General features: G+C 69.8%; 13 protein-coding genes. 3 read left to right on the forward strand and 10 right to left on the reverse strand.

The window, feature by feature from the left end:
- Window positions 1-302 precede the first annotated feature (302 nt).
- Window positions 303-1,805 (reverse strand): sensor histidine kinase, encoded by a 1,503-nt coding sequence (locus tag OG289_RS17255; protein ID WP_327314913.1) that lies wholly within the window; start codon window positions 1,803-1,805, stop codon window positions 303-305.
- Window positions 1,802-2,779, reverse strand: coding sequence for a response regulator transcription factor (locus OG289_RS17260; protein WP_327314914.1), 978 nt, complete (start codon window positions 2,777-2,779; stop codon window positions 1,802-1,804). Before OG289_RS17260 ends, OG289_RS17255 begins: the two co-directional genes overlap by 4 nt.
- Before the next feature lie 252 nt (window positions 2,780-3,031).
- Between OG289_RS17260 and OG289_RS17265 the strand changes: the two genes are divergently transcribed.
- From OG289_RS17265 to OG289_RS17275, 3 genes are read left to right on the forward strand one after another with little or no spacing between them, the layout of a single operon-like run.
- On the forward strand, window positions 3,032-3,637 hold the full coding sequence (locus OG289_RS17265; RefSeq protein WP_327314915.1) for a carbonic anhydrase: 606 nt from the start codon (window positions 3,032-3,034) through the stop codon (window positions 3,635-3,637).
- Window positions 3,634-5,733: a SulP family inorganic anion transporter gene (locus tag OG289_RS17270; RefSeq protein ID WP_327314916.1), complete on the forward strand. Its 2,100-nt coding sequence runs from the start codon at window positions 3,634-3,636 to the stop codon at window positions 5,731-5,733. Before OG289_RS17265 ends, OG289_RS17270 begins: the two co-directional genes overlap by 4 nt.
- 34 nt (window positions 5,734-5,767) lie before the next feature.
- The gene (locus tag OG289_RS17275; protein WP_327314917.1) at window positions 5,768-6,085 is read left to right on the forward strand and encodes a hypothetical protein; all 318 of its coding nucleotides are present in this window, start codon (window positions 5,768-5,770) and stop codon (window positions 6,083-6,085) included.
- Here the strand turns inward: OG289_RS17275 and OG289_RS17280 are convergent.
- From OG289_RS17280 to OG289_RS17315, 8 genes are all read right to left on the reverse strand, one after another.
- The gene (locus tag OG289_RS17280) at window positions 6,075-7,028 is read right to left on the reverse strand and encodes an oxidoreductase (protein ID WP_327314918.1); all 954 of its coding nucleotides are present in this window, start codon (window positions 7,026-7,028) and stop codon (window positions 6,075-6,077) included. The genes OG289_RS17275 and OG289_RS17280 overlap by 11 nt on opposite strands.
- Window positions 7,029-7,313: 285 nt before the next feature.
- Window positions 7,314-9,602: an FtsX-like permease family protein gene (locus OG289_RS17285; RefSeq protein ID WP_327314919.1), complete on the reverse strand. Its 2,289-nt coding sequence runs from the start codon at window positions 9,600-9,602 to the stop codon at window positions 7,314-7,316.
- Window positions 9,599-10,252 carry an ABC transporter ATP-binding protein gene (locus OG289_RS17290; protein ID WP_327320707.1) on the reverse strand — a complete coding sequence of 218 codons (654 nt, stop codon included), beginning with the start codon at window positions 10,250-10,252 and terminating at the stop codon, window positions 9,599-9,601. Before OG289_RS17290 ends, OG289_RS17285 begins: the two co-directional genes overlap by 4 nt.
- Before the next feature lie 99 nt (window positions 10,253-10,351).
- Complete coding sequence (locus OG289_RS17295; protein WP_327314920.1) at window positions 10,352-10,771, reverse strand: hypothetical protein; 420 nt, start codon at window positions 10,769-10,771, stop codon at window positions 10,352-10,354.
- A 97-nt stretch (window positions 10,772-10,868) separates the two neighbouring features.
- The gene (locus OG289_RS17300) at window positions 10,869-11,111 is read right to left on the reverse strand and encodes a hypothetical protein (protein ID WP_327314921.1); all 243 of its coding nucleotides are present in this window, start codon (window positions 11,109-11,111) and stop codon (window positions 10,869-10,871) included.
- Between the two features lie 20 nt (window positions 11,112-11,131).
- Window positions 11,132-12,847 (reverse strand): ABC transporter ATP-binding protein, encoded by a 1,716-nt coding sequence (locus tag OG289_RS17305; protein WP_327320708.1) that lies wholly within the window; start codon window positions 12,845-12,847, stop codon window positions 11,132-11,134.
- Between the two features lie 853 nt (window positions 12,848-13,700).
- Window positions 13,701-16,430 carry a pyruvate, phosphate dikinase gene (gene ppdK / locus OG289_RS17310; protein WP_442818911.1) on the reverse strand — a complete coding sequence of 910 codons (2,730 nt, stop codon included), beginning with the start codon at window positions 16,428-16,430 and terminating at the stop codon, window positions 13,701-13,703.
- 448 nt (window positions 16,431-16,878) lie between these two features.
- Window positions 16,879-18,099: an ROK family protein gene (locus OG289_RS17315; RefSeq protein WP_327314922.1), complete on the reverse strand. Its 1,221-nt coding sequence runs from the start codon at window positions 18,097-18,099 to the stop codon at window positions 16,879-16,881.
- Window positions 18,100-18,211 lie beyond the last annotated feature (112 nt).

Here is an 18,211-nt window from a genome sequence, read left to right on the forward strand (position 1 = left end):
GGGCGGACTGACGGCGGGCGGCCTGAGGGCGGGCGGCCTGGCGGAGGATCGCCCGACGGCGGGCGGACTGACGGCGGACCGCCCGACGACGCACGGACTGGCGGAGGATCGCCCGACGGCGGGCAGACTGACGGCGGACCGCCCGACGACGCACGGACTGGCGGAGGATCGCCTGACGGCGGGCGGACTGACGGCGGGCGGCCTGAGGGCGGGCGGCCTGGCGGAGGATCGCCCGACGGCGGGCAGACTGACGGCGGGCGGACTGACGGGCGCGATGTCCCTTGCCCGCCTCGTCCGATCTTTCACCGTCGGCCGGGGGCCGTGCTCTGCAGCGGTCTGGCCGGCCGGGGTGCGGGCACGCCCGGCCGGGCCGGTACCGCCGGGAGCCGGACCACCGCGTCGAGGCCGCCGCGCGGCGCCTGCCGCAGATTCACCTCGCCTCCGCTCGCGTGGGCGAGGCGCTGCACCAGGGCGAGGCCGAGGCCGGTACCCCCCTTGGGGGCGTCCGGAGCGCGCCAGAAGCGGTCGAAGGCGCGCCGGCGCTGCTCCTCGGTCATGCCGGGACCCTCGTCCATCACGTGCAGCTCGACCCACGCCGGGCCCACCGCGCGGTGCGGCTGCCGGTGCGGGAAGCGGCGCTCGTAGGGTGTGCGGGGCGTGTGGTGGCGCGGGTCGATCGAGACCGTGGAGCCGGGGGGCGCCACCCGCAGGGCGTTGGAGAGCAGGTTGTCGAGGATCTGCTCCACCGCCCCGGGCAGCGCCAGCACCTCGCCCGCGTAGTCCCCGGCCAGCGCCAGCCAGACGCCGTGCTGCTCGAACAGCGGCGTCCAGGCCCGGTGGCGTTCCGCGCACACCCGGCCCAGATCGACCGTCTCCCGTTCGGCGGCGCTCTCGTCGAGCCGGGCCATCGCGAGCAGCCCCTCGACCATCCGGGCCAGCCGGTCGGTCTCGGTCAGCGCGGCGGTCAGCGAGCCCCGCGCGTTCAGGGCGATGTCGTTCTCCAGGTTCTCCAGCCGCAGCCGCAGCGCCGCGAGGGGCGTCTTCAGCTGGTGCGAGGCCTCGCCGGCGAAGGCCCGCTGGGAGGCCAGGAGGTGCTCCAGGCGGGCGGCGGTGCGGTTGAAGGTCGCGGCGAGACTGCGGACCTCCGGCGGCCCCTTGGTGATCGCGACGGGTGCGACGGAGCCGCCGACGGCCAACTCGTGGGTGGCGTGCTCCAGTTCACGGATGGGGCGGCCGGTCCAGCGGGCGATGACGAACCCCAGGGCGGCGACCGCGGTGAGCGCGGCGAGCCCGCCGAGGGCCAGCAACAGCCAGACGTGATGGACGCGTTCGGACACCATCCGGGTCGGCACGGTGATCCGGACGGCGCCCTGCCCCTCGACGCCGTGCCGGACCGGGGTGGCCACCGCGAGGTACTGCACCCCGCCGATGGTGGAGGTGCGGACGTCGGCCGTCGCCGTCCCCCGCAGCGCGGCGGCGATACCCGGCCAGGAGGCGAGCTCGCTCTCCTCGCTCCCGGTGAGCGGGTGCGAGGTGGCCAGCAGCGAGCCGTTCTCGTCGACGATCAGCACCTTGCCGCCGATGCGTTCGGCGCAGTGCGCGGCCCGCTCGGGCAGGTCCTGCGCCGCCCGGCCGGCCGAGATGGACAGCGAGGCGAACGCCGACACCGACTCCGCCTCGTCCTTCGCCGCGTTGATCACCCGCTCCCGCTCGCCGCGCGAGTACACGAAACCCAGCGGGATCTCCAGACAGACCAGGACCAGCGCGGCGAGCGTGAGATAGCTGAGCAGCAACCGACGGGTCATCGGTAGGCCGCCGTGTGGTGGGGGGACTGGTCGGGCTGGTCGAACTGGTGGGTCCGGGTGAAGTCGTGGGACTGGTGGGGGTAGGAGGGCGGGGGTTCGTACGCCGTCGGCGGCTCGTACGGCGCGGGCGAAGGCTCGTAGGGCGACGGCGACGGCTCGTACGCGGGCGGCGTCGATGCCTGCGGTGCGTCCGGGAAGGCGGTGTGCACGGACAGCCGGAAGCCCACTCCGCGCAGGGTCTGGATCCACGCCGGGTTGCCCAGCTTCCGGCGCAGGGTGGCCACATGGACGTCGAGCGTCTTCGTCGGCCCCTGGTAGTGCGGGTCCCATACCCGGTCGAGGATCTGCTGCCGCGAGTACACGGCCCCCGGATCCTCGGTGAGCAGCGCCAGCAGCTCGAACTCCTTGGGCGTCAGCGCGACCGACTCCTGCCCCACCCAGACCTGCCGGGTCCGCCGGTCGACGACGAGGGGGCCGACGGCGGCGGCCGTGGCCACAGGCGGCGCGGGCACGGGCGCGGGCGGCACGGGCACGGGTTCCCGGGCCGGGGCGGCGGCGTTCGCGAAGGACTCGCCACCGAACGCCTCTGCTCCCGGGAACTCCCTTTCCGCAAGCCCCCGTTGGGCCCGCCGGGTCACCGCGCGCACCCGCGCCACCAGCTCGCGCATGCTGAAGGGCTTCGCCAGGTAGTCGTCCGCGCCCAGCTCCAGGCCCAGTACGCGGTCGGCCTCCTCGCCCCGCGCGCTGAGGATGATGATGGGGACGTCGGAGGTCTGCCGGATGCCCCGGCAGACGTCGATACCGTCGATGTCGGGCAACCCCAGGTCGAGCAGGACGACATCGCCGTACGGACCCCTCAACCCCTCGCTGCCGGTGCCGACGTGATGCACCGTCAATCCGAAGTTACCGAGGCCCTCGACGAGCGGTTCGGCGATCGTCCGGTCGTCCTCGATGAGCAGGACTCGTACACCCATGCGTTCCCGTCTCTCCCGTGAACCGAATTCGCGTGTTCCGTGGATCCGTTGTTCCGTCACGCTACAAGAACGGTCAGGAAAACGCCGCACACCCCCCGGACAATGTGAGCAGCGGCTCAACTCCGGACGAAAACTGCCCCATTCTTGTCGGCGGTTTAGTGTTCCTCTAACCTTCGCCTGGCAAACGCTCCTCTACGGTGGTGAGGAACTGGTCGGACCCCCACGTCGACCAGCTCTGAACTGGGAGGATCCGTGAAGGCATTGCTGGACCGCGCCCGCTCGTTCAAACGACGGGTCAACTTCGAAAGCGGCGAATACCGGCGGCTGGCAGAGGGCCAATATCCCGAGGCATTGTTCATCACCTGCTCGGACTCGCGGGTGATACCCGCCCTGATCACGGGCGCACGGCCCGGTGAGATATTCGAGCTGCGAAACGCGGGAAATATCGTTCCGCCGCACGACCGACAGGGCGCCTCGGGCGAGGCGGCCACCATCGAGTACGCACTGGAGGTGCTCGGCGTTCAGGACATCGTGGTGTGCGGCCACTCCCACTGCGGTGCGATGGGCGCCCTCAAGTCCGGCGACGACCTCTCCGCCCTGCCCGGCGTGGACGCCTGGCTGCAGCTGGCCCGCCCGAGGCTCGCGCCCGTCCTGGACGGCCATGTCGAGGACCCGTCGATGCCGGACGTCGCCCAACTTAACGTCGTCAACCAGCTTGCCATGCTGCGGAGTTACCCGGCGACGCGTCGGCGTCTCGAGGGGGGACGGCTGCGCCTGCACGGCTGGTACTACGAGGTGGACACCGGCCAGGTGCACGAACTGGACGAGGACGGTCTCTTCCGGGTGCACGCGGCATGAGCGGCGCACATGCCACCAGGACCCGCGGCTCCAGGGCCCGCGACGCGAGGGCCGCCACCCCTACGGACACGGCGAAGCCCCAGAACACCCCGAACACCCCGAACGCTCCGAAGGGCCAGAAGGACCTGAAGGGGCCGAAAGACCCGAAGGGGGAGAAGGGGGAGAAGGGGCAGAAAGGCCCGAAGGCCGATCTGGCCACCGAGATCACCGCGTCCCTCGTCGTCTTCCTGGTCGCTCTGCCGCTGTGCATCGGCGTGGCCGTCGCCTCCGGTGTCTCCGCCGAGCTGGGCATCATCTCGGGCGTCATCGGCGGTCTGGTGGTGGGCGCCGCGCGCGGCAGCACGCTCCAGGTGAGCGGCCCGGCCGCCGGTCTCGCCGCGCTGGTCGCGGAGACCGTGCTGGAGTACGGCGTGGCCATGCTCGGCGTGATCGTCCTGTTCTCCGGTCTCCTCCAGATCGTCCTCGGCCTGGTGAGACTGGGCCGGTTCTTCCAGGCGATCTCGCTGGCCGTCGTCCAGGGCATGCTCGCGGGCATCGGCCTGCCGCTGATGTTCAGCCAGGCGTACCCGGCGATGGACGCGAAGGCCCCCGGCACCCCGCTGGAGAACATGGCCGGCATCCCCGGCCTGCTCGCGGACACCGCCGCCGACCCGCAGGCGCTGATCGCGGCCGGCCTGGGCGTCGTCACGGTCGTCCTGAGCTTTCTGTGGAAGAAGACGCCGGGGCCGGTCAAGAAGGTGCCCGCGGCCCTCGTCGCGGTGGGCATCGGCATCGCGGTCGCCGCGCTCCCGGGCGTTGACGTCAAGACGCTCCAGGTGGGCAACCTGCTGGCCTCGGTCGACGTACCCGGCCCGGAGCAGTTCGCGGGCCTGGCGGACGCCGGGATCATCACCGCGATCCTGACCTTCACCGTGATCGCCTCGGCGGAGTCCCTGTTCACGGCCGCAGCGGTGGACCGGATGCACGACGGGCCGCGCACCCGCTACAACCCCGAGCTGATCGCCCAGGGCGCGGGGAACACCCTCGCCGGGCTGGTGGGCGCGCTGCCCATCACGGCGGTGGTGGCCCGCAGTTCGGCGAACGTGCAGGCAGGCGCAAAGACCCGGCTCTCCCGCACTCTGCACGGCCTGTGGCTGCTCGCCTTCGCCCTCCTGCTCCCCCAGGTGCTGGCCCTGATCCCGATCTCGGTCCTCGCGGGCGTGCTCGTCCACAGCGGCTGGAAGCTCTTCGCGCCCGAGGAGTTCCCGAAGATGTGGCGGCAGGACCGCGGCGAGTTCGCGGTCATGACGATCACCACGCTGGTCATCGTGGCGACGGCGCTCCTGGAGGGTGTCCTGATCGGCCTCGCGGCAGGCATCGTGCTGGCCGCGGTGCGCATGTCTCAGACGGTCGTCCGGCAGCACGTCGAGGACGACACCGCGAAGGTGGTGATGGCCGGCAACGCGACCTTCCTTCGGCTGCCCCAGGTCATCGAGGCGCTGGAGTCGGCCGCCGAGGCCGGCAAACCCCGGATCCGGCTCGACCTCACCGGCGTGACCCACCTCGACCACGCCTGCCGCAGCCAGGTGGGGGAGTTCACCGCCCAGCAGCGCGGCAAGGGCCTACGCGTGGAGCTGTTGATGCCGGGCCCGGCGAAACGACTGCCCACCGGGCCTGCGGGGTCTGCCGGGTCTGCCGGGTCTGCGGAGTCTGAAGGGTCTGCCAGGCCCGTGGGACCCGGGGGGTCCGTGGGGTCCATGGGGTCCATGGGGTCCATGGGGTCCATGGGGTCCGTGAGCGAGGACATGGCACCGGCGGCCGACCACCCCATGCCCACGCAGCCCGACCCACTGCCCCGCCGCCGGCCCGTCCCGGCACCCGCCACCGCGTCCGTCGCCGCTCCCGGCCCGACCGCCGAGTGGTTCTACCTGGACACGACTCCGATGCCGGAGGACTTCGCGCAGAGGTACACGGAGGAGTACGCGGACGAGTACACCCCGGAGTACGCACAGGGGTACCGGCACGGCTACGGACAGGAATCCGGGCAGGGGTACGGGCATGGGCAGGGGTACGGGCAGGAGTACGGGCACGGGTACTCGCAGGGGTACGCCCCCTGACGCGGCCCGGGCGGGCAGCGTAGGTACAGGTCACGTGCGGCCGGCCGCCCGCACAACCCCCGCGCTTCCGCACCCCCGCACCCCCCGATGCGGCCGCAACCCCGGTGCGCGGCCCGGTGTCCCTCAGGACATCGGCCGCGCACCGCAGCGCAGCCGGCGGAGATCCGGGGGGACGAATGGGATTCCGGTCCGGACGAAGGACACCACCGCCCGCCGGATCAACGGCAGCCCCGGCGGCGCCTTCGACGTGACGACGGGCCTGCTGGACCGCACGGCGTACGGCTACGCGAGGGACTCGACCATGTTGGTGTGGGACTTCGAGCTCAGGCGGCTCGGGCGGCTCAGGGCTTGAGGGCGGCGGCGTAGAACACCCCGGTCAGCCCCTCGGAGGCGGCCCACAACCGCTCCCCCGCCCGGTCGTCGAGGGTCCAGGGCGCCCGTCGCGACGGTGCGGGCGCCCCGCGCCACATCGCGAGGGACGGTCCGGTGAACGAGTCCGGGCGGACACCGGGCGCGGTCGCCGCGTACAGGGTGGGCAGCGCGCCGGCCTCGGCCGGCTGGGCGATCACCCGGTTGCCGAGCGCCATCAGCCGCTCGGCGACCCGGCGCCCCTCGGCGCGCGGCCCAACCGTCTGGAGGTTGGTCGCCGCGTACCCCGGGTGCGCGGCAGCCGCCACGACGCCGGACCCGGCCGCCGCGAGCCGGCGTGCGAACTCATGCGTGAACAGCAGATTGGCGGTCTTGGAACGGCCGTAGGCGGTCCAACGGCCGTACCGCCGATCGGAGTTGAGATCGTTCGGATCGATGTTCGCGAGCAGGTGGGCCATGCTGGAGACGGTCACGACACGGGCCCCTGACGGCGCCCCGGACGGCCGGCCCTCCGCCGCGAGCAGCGCGGGCAGCAGAAGCCCGGTGAGCGCGAAGTGCCCGAGATGGTTCACCCCGAACTGCGTCTCGAACCCGTCGGCGGTGGTGCCGTACGGCATCGCCATCACACCCGCGTTGTTGACGAGCAGGTCGAGCCGCTCGTACGGCAGGGAGTCCGCGAACTCCCGTACGGAGGCGAGGTCCCCGAGATCGAGCCGCCCCAACTCCACCTGCACGCCCGGCACTTCACCACACAGCCGCTCGACGGCGTCCCTCCCCCGCGCCTCGCTCCGGCAGGCGAGCACGACCCGTGCACCCTTCCGGGCGAGCTCCCGCGCGGTGACGTACCCGATCCCGCTGTTGGCACCGGTGACCACGGCGGTACGACCGCTCTGATCAGGGATGTCACGCACACTCCAGCCGGCCATGGCCGTACTCCTTCCACCGCTCCCGCTCGCAGCCTACGGCGCGGATTGAAAGGAACCCGACAGCCAGACGGAGGAACACGGTCGGGCGGCGGCTCGTTACCGGCCAACGAAGTTCAAAGCAGAGGCAAAGCCACACACCCACTGTGGCCGCAGCTCACGGTGTTACGCCGTTCGCCGCCCGCACCCCACCCCGGAGGCACGTAACCATGACCCTCGCCGCCCACCAGAAAGGGGCGGCACCCCATACCCGGGGTGCCGCCCCGCATCACGCCCGCCCGATGCCCGTCAGTCCCGCCGAATCAACTCCGGGTCGATGCGCCGCCCGATCAGCGGCAGGGATCCGACGGCGGCGACCACGACGACCCCGAGAGCGCAGGCCAACAGCAGCGGCAAACCACCCCCGTCCCAGAAGACCTCGCCACCGCCGGTGACGAGATAGCTGGACTCGGCCGCCTTCCCCGCAACGACTGCCAGCACCAGGCCCACCGCCAGTGGCAACACAACCTGCGCCACCTGCACAGCCCGCAACGTACTCGGCCGCGCACCGAGCAGAGACAGGGCGGTCACCTGCGGCCGGCGCTCGACCGCACGGTCGGTGGCAGCCACAAGGTAGGCGGCTACGCCGATGATGAGGCCGAGGACCATGCCCATGGCGAGGATCGTCTTGACGACGGTGATCTGTTGAAGGGCGGTCACCACGACACCGGGCGTATCCACCTTGGCGGTGGGATCGACTCCGCCGATACCGTCGAGGACGTTACGGACGGTTTGGGATGCCGAACTGCTGACCAGGGTGAGGCTGGCCTCCTCAGGACGGAAGCCGTCAGGCAGGAAAGACGGCGGGACTACGACGTCGCCGCTGTCCAAAGCCGAGAGTCCTGGTTCATCCCTGTAGATCACTTGTTGCTTCGGCACTCGAACCGTCATCACACGCCGCTCGCCTCTGTCATTCCTGAGGTGGAACGGGAAGCTCGCACCAGGCTTACTGTCCTCGTCGTAGATGGACCGACGATTCACCACTCGAAAAGGCCGTCCGTCCGTGCATCGTCCGATTTCAGGCACCATCCCGCGAAGTTGACTGCACGTGGCAATCACGGCGGAGATCATCGGTGGAAACTCGGCTTCCGGATCGCCCCACGAAGTCGCTTCCACGCCATACCCACTGACCCCCGCCACCGTCTCGAACTCTCGCTGCCGATCTTGGGTTACGCCGTCGAGAGACAGTGTGTACGACTGGACAGGCGAGGTGTTCTTGGAGACCTGGCCCAGCTCGATGAGTACTCCTTGCGCGAGCGACGCCGCATAGACGAGCAGCACCAGACCGGTCGCGACGCGCAAGGCCCCGCCTGGTTCCACCTCGTTACGTCTCATCGCCAGACCGAGCGACAGGGAACTGGTGCGTGCCACCGTCCGGGACAGGCTCCGCGAGAGGATCGGGAGCGACAGTACGAGCCCCACGCCCACCAGCAGAACGGCGAGCGGCATCAGGATCGACGAGACAGAGGTGCCCCGGGGCACGTGCCCCGTCGCGCCGGCCACGCAATACCCGGTGACGATGCCCAGTCCTGGAAGCAGCGGCAGCAGCCCCCACTTCGCCGGCGGTTTCTCCACCGCGCTACGCCTCACAGCCAAGGGGTTCGCGGCAGCCTTCCTGGCCCCGACCGCTCCCGCGAACCAGGCGAGCGCTGGACAACCGATCAGGCAGATGAGGGTGGCGGACAAGGGCAGCGATCCGTCGGACGGATACCACCGGAAGCCGGGAAGGCCGACTCGGGAAATGAGTTGATTGGCCACCGCATAGATGCCCAGGCCGAATACCGCTCCGAGTAGGGCCGCAGCGACCGTTTCAGCCGCATTGACGCGCTGGACACCCTTCTTGCTCAGTCCGAGTAGCCGCAGCGCGGCGAGCCGTCGAGCCCGCGCTGCGGCCGACAATCGCGCACATACAGACAGATATACGACCAGTGGCAGCAGCACGACACCCGCAAGCGTGAACCGCACGATATCCAGCGTCGAGGGCTCCACGGTTTCATCGCTTGTATAGGGCATCCCGTAGAACTTCACGGGATGCCCGCCCTTCAGCTGATCCCGAGCGATGCCGATGTACGCGTACAGCTCATCGGGATGGGCCAGCCCCTGCGCGCCGATGAGTCCCCGTTCCCGCCCCGGCACGAGCTGGGCGAGTCCCGGCTCCTTCCTGAGCTCTTCGTGCAGTCGCGGCGACACGAACATCTCGCCGGGAGCGGGCAGTTCACTCAGACCCGGTGGAGGGTCAATGGCGAAGGAGCCCGGCGCGTGGAAGACGCGGGTCATGGGGCGGGAGCCGTACGGGTCCGTCAGGCTGACCTCACGAGGTGCCCTGTTGGCGCCGACGCAGAATTGGCGACCGCCGCGGCAATCCCCCTCACGTGCTGCCTTACGTCCGTCCTGCGCTGCCAGGATCCCGGGGATCGCGAGCACCATGGCCAGGCAACAGACACCGACTGCGCTGCCTCCGGCCATGAGGAGGAAACGCACGCGGTTGCCCCGCCCACTGCCCAGCAACAGTCGTAGGCCCAGCAGGAGTTCCTTCACGTCGCCTCCCGCGCCAGGGTCGAGAGAACACCGTCGCGCATCGCATACTGGCTGTCAGCCCGGGAGGCCACCTGAGAATCGTGGGTGACGAGCACCACGGCCGTCCCCTGAGAACGCGCCAGGGACAGGAACTCCTCCAGCACAGCGGTGGCGTTGGCACTGTCCAGCGATCCGGTCGGCTCGTCAGCGAACACCACGGCCGGCCGATGCACCAACGCCCGTGCGACTGCTACGCGTTGGCTCTGTCCCCCGGACACCTGCGAAGGCCGTCGCTGCCGCAGGTCTGTGAGACCCAGCCGACCGAGAACCTCCCCGGCGGCGGTCAGCGCCTCCGCCTTGCGCTGCCCGGCGAGACGCAGCGGCAGGGCCGTGTTCTCCTCCACGGTCAGCTCCGGGAGCAACTCGCCGTACTGGAAGACGAATCCGAAACGCTCACGGCGCAGCGCGCTGAGTTCCTCGTCATCGAGTTCGCTGAGGACGCGACCCTCGAAACGGACTTCACCGCGCGCCACGGGCAGGACCCCGGCAAGGCAATACAGCAACGAGGACTTGCCGGAGCCACTCTGCCCTGTGATCGCCACGACTTCACCCCGGCGCAGGCTGATGTCGGCTTTCCTGACAGCGGGTGTCACTCCGTAGAAGAGGTCGATACCCGTGGCGGACAAGACTTCTGACGTGTTGATGATGGTTCCCCTATGACGAGAGGGAGCCCAGATGCGGGCATCTGGGCTGTGGGGTGCAGAGGGCTTCTAGCGACCGCTCAAGAAGCTCTTGGTGCGCGAGCAGTTGTCCGGGTGCAGACTGCCGCGATCACGACATGCCTTGATCTCTGCGGTATTGGTGTAGCGCTGGGCCCCGTCCCAGTTCGAGTGGTGCAGGGAGACCGTCTTCCGCTGCTTGCCGTTGTAACGCACCCAACCGTGACCCTCGACACGTACCAGCATGTAGACGTTGTGACCGTCTTCTGGCTGAGAGTCCTTCAGGTCACCTTTCCACTCGAAGGCACCGTGGTTATGACCTGCAGGATTGAAGCGATACTTGGCCTCCACGAAGTCAACGCCCGACGAATGCATCGCCGGGATGCCTTGCCACCCCACCGCGCCAACTGCCGTACCCGCGCCCACGAGAAACGCCCCCGTAGCCAGCACTCCGGCCAGTAGCTTCCGCATTGCGCACCTCTCAGCCCCGGCAGCCCCTTCGACCACCTCTGGCCACAGAAAGTAGTCGCTCGATCACGTGCTGAAACCTTCAGTCTTCCACTCACCATCACATCAGGTGATCGAAATCCAGACACCCACGCTCAAACCCAGAGCCGATCGAGCCACCGGAAGCCAGAACAGCAAGCAGGAGACGCGCTTCAGGCCCATCGACTTCCGTCGCCCGCACGATCCCCTTGATGATCTCGCCCGGAGGGGCAAACAGGACGTGAAGCAGCGCGGCCGGAGCCGCAGAAGGGTGTCGCCCCTGTGAATCGGGCGTCGAGCCATTGCCGTCCGGGACGGTAACCATCAGCCATCAACCCCGGCTCATCAGCCACCCGGCCGACCGGCCATCCGGGAGCCGTACAGGCCGGCATAGACGCCGCCGTGGGCCAGCAGGTCGTCGTGGCGGCCCATTTCGATGATGCGGCCTTGGTCGACGACGAGGATGCGGTCGGCGTCGGGGGCCAGGTTGAGGTCGTGCGTGATCATGATGGTCGTGCGGCCGGCCATCAGACGGCGCAAGGGTTCGACGATGCGGCGGGTGGCGATCGCGTCCAGTCCGGTGGTCGGTTCGTCGAGGACGAGGACCGGAGCGTCGCGCAGCACGGCCCGCGCGATGGCGAGGCGTTGCAGCTGGCCGCCGGACAGGCGGGCCGAGTTGGGGTCGATCCTGGTGTCGTATCCGTCGGGCAGGGCGGTGATGAAGTCGTGGGCGTCGGCCGCCCGGGCCGCCGCTTCGATGGCCTGGTCGCTCGCACCGGACCGGCCGCAGGCGATGTTCGCGCGGACCGTGTCGTGCAGGACCAGGGTCTCCTGCGGCAGCAGCGTGACGTACTCGCGCAGCCGGTCGAGAGGGAAGTCGTGCAGGGGGGTGCCGTCCAGGAGGACCGCGCCGGAGTCGGGGTCGTAGAAGCGCAGCAGGAGTTTGGAGACGGTGGACTTGCCCGCTCCGCTCGGGCCCGTGATGATCACCAGTTCCCCGGGCCGGGCGGTGAAGGTCAGTCCTTCGAGGGCGGGGGTCGGCGCGCCCGGGTAGCGGAAGGAGACGTCCCACATCTCGACGATGCCGTCGGGGCGTCCGGTCTCGCGGTGCGGGGGCCGGACGGGGTCGGCGACGGCGGGCCGGGTGTCCAGTATCTCGACGAGGCGTTCGGCGCCCGCGGTGGCGGCCGTGACCAGGAGGCCGAGCTGGGCGAGGCTGCGGATCGGCGGGTAGAGGTAGCTGAGGAGGGCGGCGAACGCCAGCAGTTGACCCAGCGTCATCTGGCCCTCCGAGATCTCCCAGACCCCGATGCCGATCACGGCCAGGACGCACACCGTCTCGATGACCTGCACAAGTTGCCCGTACGCCTGGTTGAGCCGGGCCGAGCGCACCGCGGCCCGGAACCAGGCCGTCGCCTCCTGGCCCAGCCGTCGGCGCTCGGCGTCCTGGCGGCCGTAGGCCTGGGTGAGGACGAGGTTGCCGAGCGACTCCTCCACCACGGAGGTGACCGCGCCGTCCGCGACCCGGCCCTCGCGCGCGACGGTCCTGACGCCGGCGGCGAACTTCCGGGCGGCGAGCCAGAACAGCGGGGCGAGGACGAAGGTCGCCGCCGCGAGGTCCCAGCGCAGCCAGAACGCGGCCGCCGCGTAGAAGACGGCGCTGAAGAGGGCGGAGGCCGTGCCGATCAGGCCGGAGACGGCCATCTGCTCGATGGCCTCGACGTCGCCGGTCAGCCGGGAGAGCAGATCGCCCTGGCGGTGCCGCTGGAAGAAGTGCGGGGGCAGCTTCTGCACATGGTCGAAGACGTGCTCGCGCAGCCGCATCACGAACCGCTCCGACACCCAGACGGCGAGGGAGCCGCCGGTGTAGCCGATGGCCGCGCCCGCCACGGCGACGACGAGCCACTGGGCCGCGGGGGTCCAGAAGGCGTCCAGCGAGCCTTTCTGGAGGGCGTTGTCGGTGAGGTCGCCGAAAAGGAGGATGGCGGCGGTCTCGGCGAGCGCGCCCAGCACGGTGCACAGCCAGACGCCCACGAGCCAGCGGCGCAGCCCCGTGGTCATGGGCCAGAAGCGGCGGAAGGCCGCGCGGGCGGAGAGGGTGGGGGGTGTGGAGGGTACGTAGAGCGGGGAGGGCGTGTCGATGAGGTCACCGGGGACGTCATCGATGTCGTGGAAAATCGGCAGCCCGTATTCGGACAATTCCAGACCCGGTGGAATATGCCGAGGAAAATCGACCCTCGAATCCTTTGGATCCTTCATGGGCGCGCGCACATTTCTCCCCTCATACACGACCGGTGCCGGGAGGGCCGGCGGAACACCGGCGACCCTCCCTTGTCATCAGGGATTTCCCCTCGAAAGACGGGTTACTGCGGCGCGGGCTCACCGGGACGCGGACGACGGCGCCTCGGCTGCTGGGCAGGCGGGGGAACCTGGCCGGGATTCGGGTTCGGATTCGGGTTCGCATTCGCGCCCCCATTCACGTTCGCGTTCCGTCAGGGAACGAACGGTGCAACCACCCTGAAGCTCATAGCGACTCCTTCTGAGTTTCCAGTACCTGCACGGGAAGCGGTCCGCCGCCCGATGAGAAGGAACTTAACACGCGCCATCCCGACGCGAAGAGAAAACCCAGAATTCAATGGGCGAAAGAATGCTGTGAAAACCTTGTCTTTTCCTGGGTATTCATTAAGTGTGCCGCATTGACCAGCGGAAATCGACCACCACAGGCGGACGGAACAGGCGGACAGAACAGTCCGGCAGCACAAGAGGACGGCACCCCCGCACAGGGTGCCGTCCTCCTTGGTGCGCCGGAGCCGCCGCCGATCGGTGAGGGTCGGGGACCAACGGCGGCTCCGGGGTTCAGTGACCCCTCAACCCCTCAGGGCCTCAACCCCTCAGGGCCTCGAGGCCTCGGGCATCAGCGATGGTCGCTCCCCGCCGACTGGGTGGCCGCCCGCCCCGCCTCGAGGCGGGCCACCGGGATCCGGAACGGGGAGCAGGAGACGTAGTCCAGGCCCACCTCGTGGAAGAAGTGCACCGACTCCGGGTCGCCGCCGTGTTCGCCGCAGACGCCGAGCTTCAGGTCGGGGCGGGTCCGGCGGCCCGCCTCGGCCGCCGCCTTGACCAGCGAGCCGACGCCGTCCCTGTCGATCGTCTCGAAGGGGCTGACGCCGAAGATGCCCTTCTCCAGGTACGCCGTGAAGAAGCTCGCCTCCACGTCGTCCCGGCTGAAGCCCCACACCGTCTGGGTGAGGTCGTTCGTGCCGAAGGAGAAGAACTCCGCCGCCTCCGCGATCTGGCCGGCGGTGAGGGCCGCCCGCGGCAGTTCGATCATCGTGCCGATCGCCAGCTTCAACTCGACTCCCGTCGCCGCCTCGACCTCCGCGACGACCTGGTCGGCCTCCTCGCGGACGATCTCCAGCTCCTGGACGGTGCCGACCAGCGGGATCATGATCTCGGCGCGCGGGTCGCCCTTGGCGTTCTTGCGCTCCGCCGCCGCCTCGGCGATGGCCCGGACCTGCATCGTGAACAGGCCCGGGATGACGAGGCCCAGGCGCACGCCGCGCAGGCCCAGCATCGGGTTCTGCTCGTGCAGGCGGTGGACCGCCTGGAGCAGGCGCAGGTCGTTCTCGTGGGACTCCTGACGGGACTCCGCCAGCGCCACCCGCACCGACAGCTCGGTGATGTCGGGCAGGAACTCGTGCAGCGGCGGGTCCAGGAGACGGACCGTCACCGGGAGGCCGTCCATCGCCTCGAAGAGTTCGACGAAGTCCTTCTTCTGGAGCGGCAGGAGCTGCTTCAGCGACTCCTCGCGCTCTTCCTCCGTGTCCGCGAGGATCAGGCGCTCCACCAGCTCACGCCGGTCGCCGAGGAACATGTGCTCCGTGCGGCACAGGCCGATGCCCTGGGCCCCGAAGCGCCGGGCGCGCAGCGCGTCCTCGGCGTTGTCCGCGTTGGCGCGGACGCGCAGACGGCGCTTGCGGTCGGCGAAGGCCATGATGCGGTGGACGGCCTCGACCAGCTCGTCGGCGTCGTCGGCGCCCGCGTGCATCCGGCCCTCGAAGTACTCCACGACGGGGCTCGGCACCACCGGGACCTCGCCCAGGTAGACCTTGCCGCTCGACCCGTCGATGGAGATGACGTCGCCCTCCTCCACCACATGGCCGCCCGGCACCGTCATCCGGCGGCGCTTGGTGTCGACCTCGATCTCCTCCGCGCCGCAGACACAGGTCTTGCCCATGCCGCGCGCGACCACGGCCGCGTGGGAGGTCTTGCCGCCCCGGCTGGTCAGGATGCCCTCGGCCGCGATCATGCCGTCGAGGTCGTCGGGGTTGGTCTCACGGCGGACCAGGATGACCTTCTCGCCCGAGCGCGACCACTTCACGGCCGTGTACGAGTCGAACACCGCCTTGCCGACCGCCGCGCCCGGCGAGGCCGCGATGCCCCGGCCGACCTGCTCGGTCTTCGCGTGCTCGTCGAAGCGCGGGAACATCAGCTGGGCGAGCTGGGCGCCGTTGACGCGCTGGAGGGCTTCCGTCTCGTCGATCAGGCCCTGGTCGACGAGCTGGGTGGCGATACGGAAGGCCGCGCCCGCCGTGCGCTTGCCGACGCGCGTCTGGAGCATCCACAGCTGACCGCGCTCGATCGTGAACTCGATGTCGCAGAGGTCCTTGTAGTGGTTCTCCAGCGTCTCCATGATCTGCATCAGCTGGTCGTACGACTTCTTGTCGATCCGCTCCAGCTCCGCGAGCGGGACCGTGTTGCGGATGCCCGCGACCACGTCCTCGCCCTGGGCGTTCTGCAGGTAGTCGCCGTAGACGCCCTGGTGGCCGGAGGCGGGGTCACGGGTGAAGGCCACGCCCGTGCCCGAGTCGGGGCCGAGGTTGCCGAAGACCATCGAGCAGATGTTGACGGCCGTGCCCAGGTCACCCGGGATGCGCTCCTGGCGGCGGTACAGCTTGGCGCGGTCGCCGTTCCAGGAGTCGAAGACCGCCTTGATGGCGAGGTCCATCTGCTCGCGCGGGTCCTGCGGGAAGTCCCGGCCTGCCTCGGTCTTGACGATCTTCTTGAAGCGGGTGACCAGCTTCTTCAGGTCCGCCGCCTCCAGCTCGGTGTCGACGGTGACCTTCTTCGCCGTCTTCGCCGCTTCCAGGGCGTCCTCGAAGAGCTCGCCGTCGACGCCGAGGACGGTCTTGCCGAACATCTGGATCAGGCGGCGGTAGGAGTCCCACGCGAAGCGGTCGTCGCCGGCCTGCTTGGCCAGGCCCTGGACCGACTTGTCGGAGAGGCCGATGTTCAGGACGGTGTCCATCATGCCGGGCATGGAGAACTTCGCGCCCGAGCGGACGGAGACGAGCAGGGGGTTGTCCGGCTGGCCGAGCTTCTTGCCCATCCGCTCTTCCAGGGCGTCGAGGTGCGCACTCACCTCGTCACGCAGTGCCGTCGGCTCCTCGCCGCTGTCGAGGTAGACCTTGCAGGCCTCGGTGGTGATGGTGAAGCCCGGAGGGACGGGAAGGCCCAGGTTGGTCATCTCGGCGAGGTTGGCGCCCTTGCCACCGAGGAGGTCCTTGAGGTCCTTGTTGCCCTCGGTGAAGTCGTAAACGAACTTCACTCCGTGGCCTACGTGGGGATCTTTGTTTTCCGACACGGGTCTCGACTCCTCGAGGACGCGGTGGCTGCCCTGACGGCCAGGAACATACCCAGATCGAAGGCGTCTGGGTACGTCTACTCGCGCGTCATGTGCTCGTAACCAGTCGTCCGCCAGCGGATCGAAAGTCAAGGCTTGGCAAGCCCAGGGCAGCGGATGTTTTCACTTCTTGAACGCGAGCACCTCCCACGGAACCCATATTGCGCTCAGATGAGCGTCGCACAGCACGATTGATTTCGATCGATGAACGATCAAGGGGTGGCACTGAGTGCCACCCCTTGGAGAAGTGCAGTAACCCATGATCCGCTCATCTGAGCACTACCCCCCTCAGGGGTGGCGAGAATCACGCCTCGGTCGGCACGCCGATTTCACCATGCGGACGCGCATCCGGACGGAACGCGGAACCGAAACACGCCCGTCACGAGCGTCGCCCTCACACGAGCGTCCCTCACACCCCCAGCGCCAGCAACCGCTCCTCCACCCGCTCCGGCGCGTACAGGTGCTCCACGACCAGCGCACCCGCTCCCACCAGGCCCGCACGCTCCCCCAGCCGCGAGGTCACGACGTCCAGACGAGCCGTGGAGCGGGGCAGCGCGCGCTGGTAGAGCAGCTCACGCACGCCCGTGAGGAAGGCGGTTCCGGCCAGATCCCCGGCGATCATCAGGACCCCCGGGTTCAGCAGCGTCACGACCGTCGCCAGTACGTCCCCGACCCGGCGCCCCGCCTCCCGGGCCAGCGCCGCCGCCTCGGGGTGCCCGGCGCCGAGCAGGTCGCGCACATCCGAGCCCGAGGACGCCGGTATGCCCGACTCCGCGAGCCGCCGCGCCACGGCGCCACCGCTGGCGACGGCCGCGAGACAGCCGTAGGAGCCGCAGCGGCACAGCGCCTCCGCGCCCACCCGGATGTGCCCGATGTCCCCGGCGCCGCCGTCGACGCCCCGGAAGATCGAGCCGTCGACCACGACGCCGGCACCGATGCCCGTGGACACCTTGACCAGCACGAACGCCGAGCAGTCGGGGTATGCGGTGCGCTGTTCGCCGTACGCCATGAGGTTCGCGTCGTTGTCGACGAGCACCGGGACCGCGGGCGCCCCGGTGCGTTCCGTGAACGCTCTCGCGAGGCGGCCCCTTATGTCGTAGCCGTCCCAGCCGGGCATGATCGGCGGCTGGACGACCCGGCCGGTCTCGCTGTCGACCGGGCCGGGGACGGCGAGCCCGATGCCGCAGACCTCGTCCGGCCGGTGGCCCGCCTTCTCCAGCAGTTCGGCGAACCAGCCGCCCAGGTCGCCGAGGACGGCGTCCGGGCCGTCCTCGATGACCAGGGTGCCGCCGTGCTCGGCCAGGATCTCGCCGGTCAGCGTCAGCACGGCCGCCCGCGCGTGCCGGGTGTCCAGGTCAGCGGCCAGGACGACCGCGTGGGCGTCGTCGAACTCCAGGGTGATCGAGGGGCGGCCGCCGAGCGGGGAGTCGACCGGGCCGCCGGCGCCCTCGCGCAGCCAGCCCGCGCGGAAGAGACGCTCCAGCCGCTGGCCCACGGTCGCCCGGGAGAGACCGGTGGCCTGCTGGAGGGCGCCGCGCGTGGTCGCCCGCCCGCTCCGCACCAGTTCGAGCAGATCTCCGGCGCTGGCCTGACTGCCCGCCCTGCCGGTCCGTCCCGGACGCCCGGTCATGCGCACCCCCTTGTGTTTCTCAAGCCTGCATTACATATTGAGTTTTGCGTGTTAAATAGACGTAACCCTACGGTAGCCACTGCCGAACCAGTCGGCCTTGTCGTCTTCGGGG

Origin of the sequence: Streptomyces sp. NBC_01235 (genome assembly GCF_035989285.1) — a bacterium.
GTDB lineage: Bacteria > Actinomycetota > Actinomycetes > Streptomycetales > Streptomycetaceae > Streptomyces.